Origin of the sequence: Caulobacter sp. ErkDOM-E (genome assembly GCF_048541895.1) — a bacterium.
Lineage (GTDB): Bacteria > Pseudomonadota > Alphaproteobacteria > Caulobacterales > Caulobacteraceae > Caulobacter.
In genome coordinates, this window is record NZ_CP183331.1 from 2,522,231 (window position 1) to 2,533,415 (window position 11,185).

Consider the following 11,185-nt stretch of genomic DNA (forward strand, 5'->3'; position numbering starts at 1 on the left):
CAAGGTGATTTTCCCTTCGCGGCTCGCCAAGGTCATCCTGCGAATTTATCCGGACTAAGTGTCTGAGGGGCTTTTGAACTTGTCCAAACTTTCTATCCGCTACGCCGTGGCCGGTGTTATCGCAGCCACGCTCGCCGTGTCGTTGGCGCCCGGCGCCCAGGCCGACGCCATCAAGCAGACCAAGGCGCCCTTCGACGACAAGTTTCGCCAGCTGGAAGGCGAGGACTGGCCAACCCCGACCGACTATCGCAACGCTGCTGGCGCGCCGGGTTATCGGTACTGGCAACAGAAGGTCGACTACGATGTCGCCGTTCGCCTGGATGAAGACTCCAAGCTGCTGACCGGCAAGGCCGCCGTCACCTATCGCAACAATTCGCCCGACAGCCTGCCCTATCTGTGGCTGCTGCTGGACCAGGAATACAAGCGCGACTCGATCAGCAAGCTGACCGAAACCGTCTCGGGCGACAGCATCAGCCTGGGCCAGGTGCGCCGCATCCAGCGCTTCAAGGAATGGGAAGGCGGCTTCACGATCAAGTCGGTGAAGGACGCCCAGGGCCGTCCGTTGAAGTTCACCGTGGTCGATACGCTTCTGCGGGTCGATCTGCCGGCGGCCGTGCGCGCCAATGGCGGCGAGACCAAGTTCACGATCGAATGGTCTCTGCCGATGGCCGAGAACAAGGTCGTCGGCGGTCGCAGCGGCTACGAGTGCTTCACCGGCAAGGGCGAGGACGGCAACTGCATCTATGAGGGCGCCCAGTGGTTCCCCCGCCTTGCCGTCTATTCGGACTATGAAGGCTGGCACAACAAGGCCTTCCTCGGGGCCGGCGAATTCACCCTTGAGTTCGGCGACTATCGGGTCGCCCTGACTGTGCCGTCCGACCACGTGGTCTCATCCACCGGCGTGTTGCAGAACCCGGGCGCCGTCCTGACCGCCGCCCAGCGCGACCGTCTGGCCAAGGCCCGCACGGCCAGCGAGCCCGTCTATGTAGTCACGCCTGAAGAGGCCGTCGCCGCGGAGAAGGGCAAAGCCAAAACCGAGAAGACCTGGGTCTTCCAGGCCAGCAATGTCCGCGACTTCGGCTGGGCCAGTTCGCGCAAGTTCGTGTGGGACGCCTTGGGCGTGAAGCAGGACGACCCCAAGGCCGAGTACCCGGTCGTGATGGCGATGTCCTTCTTCCCCAAGGAAGCCCGCCCGCTGTGGGACGCCTATTCGACCAAGTCGATCGCCCACACGCTGAAGGTCTATTCTGACTTCACCTTCGCCTATCCCTATCCGGTGGCCCAGTCGGTCAACGGCCCGGTCGGGGGGATGGAATATCCGATGATCAGCTTCAATGGCCCACGGCCTTTGAAGGACAAGAAGACCGGCGCCCTGACCTATACCGAGCGCGCCAAGTACGGCCTGATCGGCGTGGTCATCCACGAGGTTGGCCACAACTATTTCCCGATGATCGTCAATTCCGACGAGCGCCAGTGGACCTGGATGGACGAGGGCCTCAACAGCTTCCTTGAGTTCCAGGCCGAGGTGCAGTGGGACAAGAAGTTCCCCTCGCGTCGCGGGGAGCCCAAGGATATCGTCGAGTACATGGTCAGCCAGGACCAGGTGCCGCTGATGACCCAGTCCGACTCGGTGATCCAGTTTGGCCCCAACGGCTATTCCAAGCCGGCCACGGCCCTGGTGATCCTGCGCGAGACGATCATGGGCCGCGAGCTCTTTGACCAGGCGTTCAAGGAATATTCCAACCGCTGGCGCTTCAAGCACCCCACGCCCTACGACTTCTTCCGCACGATGGAAGAGTCTTCGGGGGTTGATCTGGACTGGTTCTGGCGCGGCTGGTTCTACTCGACCGACCATGTCGACATCGCGCTGGACAAGGTCGTCAAGGCGCGGATCGAGAGCGGTGATCCCGACGTCGAAGCCGGCGTCCGCAAGGCCGCAAACGCCATCGAGCCGGAGTCCCGCACCGCCGCCAACAACAGCGGAACGACGGTCATCGAGCGCGACGCCAAGGTTCGCGATTTCTACAACGCCAATGACCAGTTCGCGGTCTTTGACAGCGCGCGAAAGAAGGCCAAGACGGCCCGCGAGGACCTGACGCCCGAAGAACAGACGGCCCAGGACCTGAAGGACAACCTCTATCGCTTCACGTTCCGCAATATCGGCGGACTGGTGATGCCCGTGATCGTCAAGATGGACTTCGCCGACGGGACCAGCGAGACGGTGCGGATTCCCGCCGAAATCTGGCGCAAGAACTCAAAGCAGGTCACCTGGCAGTATGTCTCGACCAAGGACCTGAAAGGGGCCCAGGTCGACCCCCTGTGGGAAACCGCCGACGCCGATCGCGGCAACAACGTCTATGAAGGCGCCATCACGCCGACGACGCTGAAGATCCAGAAGGCGCCGGAAACGACCAACCGCATGAAAGACGCCAATCTGAAAGTCGAACCGGGCGGTCTGGGAACCTTGCCGTCGGAAGAGCCCAAGAAGGACGAAGGCTCCAAGTGATCGCGCGCGCGGTCGCCCTGTTCGCGGCGGCGGGCCTTTTGCTCGCCCCGCTGTCGGCGGCCGCGCACCGAGGCCATGGAGTGTTGAGCGTCGTCGAGATTGACGCGCGTACCGGTGGCGTCAGGGTCAGTCACAGGATCGCTGCCCACGACGCGGAGCCGGCGCTCGCCCTGATCGCCCCAGACGCCCAGACCAGCCTCGACGATCCCGACGCCGTGGAGGCCCTAAAGGCCTACATGCTGCGGACCTTCTCGCTGGCGATAAACGGCGGCTTCGTCGATCTGACCCTGAAGGATCTGACCCTTGGCGCGGACGAAGTTCGGTTTGAATATGTCGGCCAAGTCTCGCCGGCAGACGTCCGCGCCGCCATCGGACTGCGGGCGGCGATGTTCGCTGACGTCTATGCCGACGAGGTCAATCAGGTAAACGTCCGCCGCTTGGGCATCACTCGAACGCTCGTTTTCAACGGCTCCGACGCCGACGCGCCCCAGACCTTGGATCCTCTCGAGCACTAGATCCAGGGGCGCCACAATTGAACCATGCCTGCGGCCTCTGGTTTTGCGACGCGCTATTGCGGCAGCGGACCCGCTGTCATTCCGCCGAATAGAGCTCTTGGCCTCGCCCTTTTGTGGGCTCTTTACGGCTCGACGCTTGTTGAGCAGCGACAACCACACGCTCTGGCCGCCGCTCACTTCGGCTGCGGATTTGATGGATTTTCCGTGCTCAATGCGTCGATGACAATCCGACTGGCCGTTGCGCATCGGCTCTCGCCGAGTTGGGATTTGTGACCAGGCGATGCGTCTTCACCGGTCTCGCGCGCCATCGCTTCCGCCGCAGCCTCATCGATGGCGCGCCGAAGCTCGGCCAGCCGCCTATCAGCTCCGGCCATGGTGGCCCAAAAGGTCTTGTCGTGAGTCGTGGGATCATCATCGCCGCTTGCCTTGGCGGCGGGGAGAGGCGCATCCAGCCGTACTGAACTGGTGCTTTCAACGCCACCCACGATGAGGCTTTTAGCGTGAGCCAGGATCGCTCCGGGGATCCTGAACAGTAACAGACTAGACAACGACCTGGACCTTGCGTTGGCAGTCGAGGATCGCTGAGCAGGTGAAGGCAACGACCCTTTCGGTCAGGCTGGACACATCGTCTTCCGCAAAGCCGTGATCACGGGCCCAGATCTTTACAGCATGCTTGAGGATGATCGCCGCCGGGTCGGAGGCGAACGCTTCGGAGATAACCTCTTGGCCGATCGATGGCCCTCCGAGGACGGCAGCTTCGAGAGACATGGCTAAGTTCCTGATACGACGGGAAGGGGCTTGTTCCATCGGCGGCGCGACTGGAAAAATGTTCAGGGAGAGGGACCCGACCGAAGGGGCAGTCGGGTCCGGAGGCGGCGAAAACGGCCAGCGGTGGCAAGCCGAATGCTGTGTAGGTCTTGGCGGCACTCCAACGATGGCGGTCGACAGAGAGGTTCTGCAGCCGCCTGGACTGTTGTCGTCGCGGCCTACGTCCGGAAATATGAATGCGCCGCCGGCGCCTGACTGTGCGGATCTGCACATCGCCAGAGATATCGACACCAACTCAACCCGAGGTGGATAAAATCAGGCGTGCGTGAGATTGAAAATGGGGGTCGCCGGAAATCCCTTGCGCCCTTGGGTGCGCCCTACGTAGCCACAACGGACGCGATCCCCGTGAAGGGTCGCCAGCGCCCCGGCCAAGGCTTCGCTGACACAGGCGGAGCCGGGCGCGACCTCCGGCTCGATACGTGCGGCGACCACCACGTGAGCACCCACGACGGCCGGCGCCTTGGTCAGCGGATTGGTCGTCAGGTGCACCGGTCCATAGTGACCGCCAATCCTGAGGCCAAGACTGCGCGGCAGGCCGAGGCTTCGAAGGTCCAGCGCACGGTGGGCCTCCTGCAGAGCCAGGGCGGCCACCGCGGCGTCTATCGGCTGGTCAAAGACAAGGAAGAGGCCATCACCCCATGTCTCGACGTGGCGCGGAGGCGCATCGAGCCCCTCAATCACCTTGGCCATTTGCCCCATCACCGTATCGATGAACGCAGGAATCTGGTCGTCGCGCAGCGCTCCAAACCCCTTCACATCAGCGAAGAGCATGGCCTTCATCGCGCGCGAGGCGGATGCATCGGCGTCTCGCAAGGACGGCGCGACCGCTGGAGGCGCCGGCGGACGCAGCACCGGGATGACCACCTGCCTGCGGCCGCCCCTGGCCCAGTAGGCTAGGTCCACCGCCACTCCGGCCGGTCCGGCAGCGGCGTGACCGTCCCATACGGCCACTTGCAACGCCTCGGTCGACAGGGTTTGGGCGCGCAGCACTGCGCAACCCATGGCGATCTGGCTGGCGTAGGCGAAGACTTGCTCATCCCCGGCATAGGGGTCCAGCGAGGCGTAGCGCACGGACGTGGCGCGGGCGAAGCAGCGATCGAAACGCTCGCCCCAAGCGCGCCCAAAGGGCGCGACCGACACCGCGATAAAGGATTCCCGGCTCACCGGCAGAACCAGGTGCAGTTCGGCGGCAGCGTCGAGCAGCGCCTCTGCAAAGACGATGTCTGCCCCTGCGGCCAGACCACCATACGCAAAGCCGATCCCCTGCTCCCGCACCATGCGGTCCGCCTGCTCCCGTAGATTGCTGCTCAGTCCTTCGCTCAGGGCGCCTTCTCGCGAAGCGTCCAGGATATGGCCAGTGAAGTGGGCGCAGGCCGGGGGCCGAAACTCAGCGAGCCAGGCAGGATCAAGGCCCGTCTCACGGCACAGCATTTCCAGCTGGCGCAAGGTCGAGGCGTGAGCTGCGAAGGCGCTGGGCGCATTCTCCAGGGCTTGGGCCAGCGTGTCGCGCGCGGCCTCCAGTTGACCTGTCAGGAACAGCGCCTCGGCCCGGCTGGCGGCATCGTAATAAGCCGCCACGCCTGTCAGTCGCGACGGTGGCTGAACGAGCATGGCCGCGGCCAGGGCCTGCCCACCCGCGCGATCTCCGGCGACGAGCGTCATGGTCGCGGCATTGATCGCGCCGTAGAGACCGCCGAAGCGTTGGAACAGCGCTTGGTAACGCCGGGTCGAGGCCCTGGCGAAAGCCGTCCGGCGGGGCCCCCTCGCAGCCAGGGCTAAGTCTTTCAGAAGCCGCGCGCCCAAGGCGACAATGTCGGGATCGTCGTCGATCCGGTCCAGTCCGAGGCGAACATATTCGGTTCTTGCGAAATCGACCGCCCCGGCTCTCGCAAGGCAAAGCACGGCCTTGTAGGCGATTTCACGCGACGCATCGCCCGCCTCCAGGGCGGCGCGGGCGATGTCATAGGCGGCCAGGATCTCACCGCGCTGGATCAGCGCGGTGACCGCATCCATGTCGAAAGCCGGCGGCTCGATCAGGGTACCTTGCCCGCGCCGTTCTCGATCTTGGGATCCAGGGTGATGCTCTGGTCATGCGAGTCGGTCATGAACAGGCTGTATTCATACTCGCCCATTCGGACACATTCGTAGATGATCTTGAAGCACGAATGTGGGGCTAGCGGTGCCCCGTACCACTGGGTGACCCAGACATAGCTCGAAAAATTCAGCCCATAATCGTCCTTGATGGAGATCGGGCGCCGCTGGAACTTCCACCCGGCGTCGATAAGGCTGTCACTGAGCCTGAAGACCAGTTCACAGCGATGACTCAGGTCCAGCGACAGCGGAGTCGGGTTCTCCGGATCAAGGACATTCATGAAGTTTACGCCATCGGCGATGCCGACAATCAGTTCCACGACACGGGTGGGTGTTGGCTCTGTCACTTTCAGTCCCCTTGAAGTCTGGCGCCAGCTAGGGGCGACTCTTTCCAGAATGCAAGGAAGCCGGGATGAGCGTAGCCCTGCGCCCTGAGATCCCGCACGATGGCGTCTGCTAGGCTGCGCCGGCCCTGAGCCATGTAGGCGCGCGCCAGGATGTCGCGACCGACCGGCGATAGTGATTTGCGGCGCGGCGCCAAGGCCGATATTGCGGCCTCCGGCTGCTGCGTCACCAAATAGACGACGCCATAGACAATAGCGCGTTCGGCGGCGGATTCTCGCGCGTTCGGCAAGGCATCCAGACGATCCCGCAACGCCAGGGCCAAGCGTCGAGCCCCCCTGGGGTCACCACCGAGACGCGCCAAAAGGATCCGCTGCTGTTCAAGTCGACCGTCGAGGTCGACGCGCCAAGCCTTGGCCTCATCGACCGCCCGCAGCCTTGTCAGCATTGCTGCGGCCTCGGCGTGGGCGATGCGCGCCTGAACCGGCTGCGCCGTCCAGGCGGCGAGGTCTACAGTGTCCATCTGACCGATCAGCAGATATTCCCGCCATCTCGTATTGGTCGGGTCGAGAGCCACCAGTTGACGCAGGCCCCGCATCGCGGCCACCGACCGTGCGCGGGCCTGGGTCACTCTTCCCAGATCCAGCTCCAACCGCGCGAGAGCCAACTGAGCGGCCAGGCTGCTCGCTGCCAGCGGCTTGTCAGCAGACTCCCTCGCCGAGGTCTTGGCCAAGAGGTCCGCAGCGCCCTCGCGCTCGGCGAGAGCCTCGCGAGGCCGACCCAGCCTAACCAAGGAGTCGGCCACCCAGGCATGGGAGTCCACAGCATCGACAAGGCGGTCCTGATTGTCGGGCGCGCGGGCGCGTTCGGCCTCGAAAGTGGCCAGAGCGGCGCGGAAGGTTACCAGCGCCTCCTCCGCCCTTCCCTGCTCCAGCAACAGGGTGCCTAGATTGCTCTTGGCGTAGGCGACCTCAAGCCGCCAATCGGCGCGACCCGGATCGAGCGCGACCAGGGTTTGGGCCAACTCGCCGTACCGTTTGAAGCCACGTTCCGCCCCCACGGTATTGCCTTGTCGCCATTCCATATAGGCCAGCCAGTAGACATTCTGCGCTTCGTCGAAAATCCGCTCGCCGTTGTTGGGCGCGCGGACCGCCAGTTCATGGGTCGTGGACGCGGCCTGACCAAAGGCGTCGCGAGCCCCGGCCAAGTCGCCGCGCTGGTCCCGGATCGTGCCGAGCAGGGTCTGGGCCTTGGCGCGTTGTGTCAGGGCCCTGTCGTCAAGCTGATCGTTGCGCGCCTTGCCGTAGTAGGCCAGCACCCTGGCCCCGACGCCATCCAGGACGTCCAGCCGTCCCACCGGTTCCAACTGCTCGCGCAGGTCGCCCAACATGTAGGCGACAAGGGCCTCGGTCTCGTCACGCTGGTCGCGGGCAACTTGACGGGACTTCAGGGTGGCGATGGTCATTGTCCCCATGGCGATCGTCACCATCAGAGCCGCAGCAGTGAAGGCCGTCATCAGCTGCATGCTGCGACGAGCGTCGCGCTGGACCAACCGGTCAAGGCTTACGTCCAATAGCCTCGCGGCGATCTTCAGGCGCGACAGCCTCGGGCCGTCGCCGCTGCGCCGCAGATCCACCGCCAGGGGCTCGGTGTCCGGCGGCAAAGCGGCGCGCAAGACCGGCGGCAAGGTCGCGATCAGCGACACTCCCGTCGGCGTCGCGGGCGCGATCACGCAGATGATCTGGCCGAGCCCGTGGGTTGTCAGAAAATGGGCAACTTCCTGGTCCACCCAGCGCGAGTTCGCGGAGGCGGGAGAACAGAGCAGGATCAGGGCCTCCGAGCGGTCGAGGGCGTCGCGGATCACCTCACCCAGATCAGACGAGGCGCTAAGCTCGTCGCGGTCCCGGAAGATCGGCGTCAGGCTCTGCGTTGGCGCGCCGCCACCGATTGTGGTCAAGCGGCGTGGCGCGCGATAGGTCTCGATCGCGCGATGAACCCATTCAGCGGCTTTGCGGTCGTGATGGCTATAGCTGATAAAGGCCCGATACTGTGGTCGGCTAGCCATTCGTCGTCCCCAGTTCGACAGTGCAGGAGCGTTCTCGATGGCCGTGATTCCCCCCTCGCCGCTCGCCCAGAGCCATACGCCGATCGCGCCGCCGCCTGAAGGAGACTATCGCGCCAACAGACTGTTCCGGCACATGGCCCGTGAGGAAATCGAGGCCCTGGCTCAGCAAATTGAGCACCTCAACTATGGCAAGGGCGAACTGATCCTCCAACGCCTGGATGAGACCGGCGGCATTCATCTGCTGCTGAAGGGCGCCCTGCTGGCCAATCAATATGCCCGCTCGGGGCGTGAGGTCGGCTATCGTCGAATTTCGGCGGGAAGCTATTTCGGCGAAATCTCGGCGATCGATGGCCTGCCCCGTTCGGTGAACATCGTGGCGCTGGAAGACACGCGCGTCGCCCGTCTGCCGCAACCCCTGATCCAGGCCCTTTTCGAGCAATCGCCCCGTTTCATGCGGGCGATCCTGGAGGACCTGGCCAGTCTGACGCGCTCGCTGACCGATCGATTGTTCGAATTGAGCGCCGTCTCGGTGGCCTGTCGCGTCGATATCGAGCTTCTGCGCATGGCGACCATGGCGGGCGGCGATGGCCAACAGGCCACTATCCAGCCCTGCCCTACCCATGCCGAGCTGGCCGTGCTGGTCGGGAGTCAGCGTGAGGCAGTCACCCGGGAGCTCAACCGCTTGGCCAGCCTCAAGATCGTCTCCCAGACCGGCCGCACGCTGCGAATTCTCGACCTTCCCGCTCTCGCCGACGAGATCGAACGCATCGGTGGAGAAGTGTAGTCGGAAGGTTCAGTCCCGACCACTTGGGTCGGCGAAATCCGACACGGGTTCATCAGGCGCCGCAACCCTGCCGCCGGCGCCGGCGGCCAGATCACCAAGCCCGGACATGCATAGCTGGCCATATCCAGCTGGATGCGAAGCGAATCAACCGGGCGAGCGGGTTGAAGCCGCCAAGGCGAATGCCATGATTGGCGTCCAGGTGTCGGACAATTGTCCCTGCGCCAAATAGGGGATCTGGCTGTATTGAAGAAAGTTGGCGGAGACGGAGGGATTCGAACCCTCGATACCCTTTTGGGGTATGCCGCTTTAGCAAAGCGGTGCCTTCAGCCTCTCGGCCACGTCTCCTCCTGAGAGGAGCGGCTGGATAGCCTGTTCGTGGCGACATGACAATCACGCGTCGAAGGAAATCGGTGCGTTAACGTGAAGCTCAGACGGCGACGCTAGCCTGAACGCTGTTTTACCGGTTCAGAGCCTCATGTCACCCGCCATCACACGTGATCCCCAGGCCCAGAACACAGCGGACCCGAGTTCAGCGTCCGAGGGGGAATCGCCCTCCGCTCAGGCGCGCGACAGGTCAGCGCGGCGCTCTCCCTCTAGCGCGCGACGCGGTCCGTTTCGTCCTGAACAACTGGTGCCAGCTCGCGCCCGCATTGAGGCCCGCTCGCTGGCGCGCGCCTTTCGGGGGGTCGATGCACTGACCGCTGCGGGATTCTGCATCGCAATTTTCGCGGTTCAGTCCCATCGCTCTGGAGCCGCCCTGCTGACCCTGAACGCCGGCGCAGCGCTTGCCGCCGGCTTTGTGGCGCTGCTCCTGTCGCTGCGCGCGCTCGACGCTTATGTCTTCGCCCGGCGCGAGCTCCTGCCCCGCCACCTGCTGCGCGTGGTGGCCGCGTTCGGAGCTGCGGCGACCGTCGTTCTGGCTTTCAACACGGCCTGGCCGGCCCTGCCCACCAACAAATCCTTCCCTGTCCTGGCCTTCATGGGCTTGGCGCCCGTGGTGATGACACTTCATGCCCTGTGGTGGGGCCTGATCGCACGAGGACGTCGCCAGGGTCGCCTGACCCCGAACATCATCGTGGTCGGAGCCACAGCCAACGCCCAGCACCTGATAGAAGCCGCCCTGCGCACCGGCGAGGTCAATGTTCTGGGGATCTTCGACGACCGCCTGGACCGCGCGCCCGAGAGCCTGCTTGGCGTACCTGTGCTAGGAGATACCTCGGCTCTGATCGACCACCGTGTCATGCCCTACGTCGACAGGGTTGTGATTACCGTGAGCTCGACGGCTCAGGCACGCGTACGGCAGCTTTTCGACAAGCTGGATGTCCTGCCCAACCCGATCAGCCTATTCGTCGATGTCGGTCGCGACGCCGACAGCGACGCTGCGATCTCGCGCATCGCCGATGCGGCGCTGGCCGATCTGTCCAGCGCGCCGGCCAATGCGCGCAAAGCTCTTATCAAGCGCCTTCAGGACCTTGTCGTCGGCATTGGCGGTCTGATCGTCGCCGCTCCGGTCATGGCCATTGTCGCGGTGGCCGTGCGCCTCGACAGCCCCGGACCGATCTTCTTCCGCCAGCGTCGCCATGGCTTCAACAACGAGGAAATCCTCGTCTGGAAGTTCCGCTCGATGCGCCACGAAATGGCCGATGCCCGCGCGGCGCGCCAGATCAGCGCCAATGACGACCGGGTCACCAAGGTTGGCAAGTTCATCCGCAAGACCAGCCTCGACGAACTGCCACAACTGTTCAATGTGCTGCGCGGCGAGATGTCGATCGTAGGCCCGCGCCCGCATGCCGTGGGCATGAAGACCGGCGATGTCGAGTCGGCCAAGCTGGTCGAGCAGTACGCCCATCGTCACCGCATGAAGCCCGGCGTCACCGGCTGGGCGGCGATCAATGGCTCGCGGGGGCCAGTCGATACGCCCGAACTGGTGCGCGAGCGGGTCGCGCTCGACGTCGACTATATCGAACGGCAGTCATTCTGGCTGGACGTCTACATCATCGCCATGACCATCCCCTGCCTGCTTGGGGATCGGTCGGCGGTGCGCTGAGGCGGCG

General features: G+C 64.3%; 9 protein-coding genes and 1 tRNA gene. 4 read left to right on the forward strand and 6 right to left on the reverse strand.

The genetic code is table 11. From position 1 onward, the window contains the following. Positions 1–73: 73 nt before the first annotated feature. Both ACN2C7_RS12350 and ACN2C7_RS12355 read left to right on the forward strand, forming a co-directional pair. Entirely contained in the window at positions 74–2,506 is a 2,433-nt protein-coding gene (locus ACN2C7_RS12350) for a M1 family metallopeptidase (RefSeq protein WP_419317273.1), read from the forward strand. Continuing rightward, positions 2,503–3,021, forward strand: coding sequence for a DUF6702 family protein (locus tag ACN2C7_RS12355; RefSeq protein WP_419317274.1), 519 nt, complete (start codon positions 2,503–2,505; stop codon positions 3,019–3,021). Before ACN2C7_RS12350 ends, ACN2C7_RS12355 begins: the two co-directional genes overlap by 4 nt. Positions 3,022–3,194: 173 nt before the next feature. On the opposite strand, the gene ACN2C7_RS12360 is transcribed toward ACN2C7_RS12355, so the two are convergent. From ACN2C7_RS12360 to ACN2C7_RS12380, 5 genes are all read right to left on the reverse strand, one after another. After that, positions 3,195–3,506, reverse strand: coding sequence for a hypothetical protein (locus ACN2C7_RS12360; protein WP_419317275.1), 312 nt, complete (start codon positions 3,504–3,506; stop codon positions 3,195–3,197). Between the two features lie 55 nt (positions 3,507–3,561). Next, positions 3,562–3,789, reverse strand: a complete 228-nt coding sequence (locus tag ACN2C7_RS12365; RefSeq protein ID WP_419317276.1) for a hypothetical protein — start codon at positions 3,787–3,789, stop codon at positions 3,562–3,564. Positions 3,790–4,104: 315 nt separating this feature from the next. Continuing rightward, positions 4,105–5,862, reverse strand: a complete 1,758-nt coding sequence (locus ACN2C7_RS12370; protein WP_419317277.1) for a tetratricopeptide repeat-containing protein — start codon at positions 5,860–5,862, stop codon at positions 4,105–4,107. A gap of 20 nt (positions 5,863–5,882) precedes the next feature. Next, the gene (locus tag ACN2C7_RS12375) at positions 5,883–6,287 is read right to left on the reverse strand and encodes a hypothetical protein (protein WP_419317278.1); all 405 of its coding nucleotides are present in this window, start codon (positions 6,285–6,287) and stop codon (positions 5,883–5,885) included. 2 nt (positions 6,288–6,289) lie between these two features. Further along, positions 6,290–8,347: a TIR domain-containing protein gene (locus ACN2C7_RS12380; RefSeq protein WP_419317279.1), complete on the reverse strand. Its 2,058-nt coding sequence runs from the start codon at positions 8,345–8,347 to the stop codon at positions 6,290–6,292. A 37-nt stretch (positions 8,348–8,384) separates the two neighbouring features. Between ACN2C7_RS12380 and ACN2C7_RS12385 the strand changes: the two genes are divergently transcribed. Beyond that, positions 8,385–9,131, forward strand: a complete 747-nt coding sequence (locus tag ACN2C7_RS12385) for a Crp/Fnr family transcriptional regulator (RefSeq protein ID WP_419317280.1) — start codon at positions 8,385–8,387, stop codon at positions 9,129–9,131. A 254-nt stretch (positions 9,132–9,385) separates the two neighbouring features. Here the strand turns inward: ACN2C7_RS12385 and ACN2C7_RS12390 are convergent. After that, positions 9,386–9,476 (reverse strand) — tRNA-Ser (locus tag ACN2C7_RS12390). A gap of 286 nt (positions 9,477–9,762) precedes the next feature. Here ACN2C7_RS12390 and ACN2C7_RS12395 point away from each other — a divergent pair. After that, positions 9,763–11,178 (forward strand): exopolysaccharide biosynthesis polyprenyl glycosylphosphotransferase, encoded by a 1,416-nt coding sequence (locus ACN2C7_RS12395; RefSeq protein ID WP_419317281.1) that lies wholly within the window; start codon positions 9,763–9,765, stop codon positions 11,176–11,178. Positions 11,179–11,185 lie beyond the last annotated feature (7 nt).

What these genes read in the sequence shown, in the direction of transcription:
- ACN2C7_RS12365 (WP_419317276.1), bottom strand. Translation starts at nt 3,789, where the DNA reads ATGTCTCTCGAAGCTGCCGTCCTCGGAGGGCCATCGATCGGCCAAGAG.
- ACN2C7_RS12370 (WP_419317277.1), bottom strand. Translation starts at nt 5,862, where the DNA reads ATGGATGCGGTCACCGCGCTGATCCAGCGCGGTGAGATCCTGGCCGCC.
- ACN2C7_RS12380 (WP_419317279.1), bottom strand. Translation starts at nt 8,347, where the DNA reads ATGGCTAGCCGACCACAGTATCGGGCCTTTATCAGCTATAGCCATCAC.
- ACN2C7_RS12385 (WP_419317280.1), top strand. Translation starts at nt 8,385, where the DNA reads ATGGCCGTGATTCCCCCCTCGCCGCTCGCCCAGAGCCATACGCCGATC.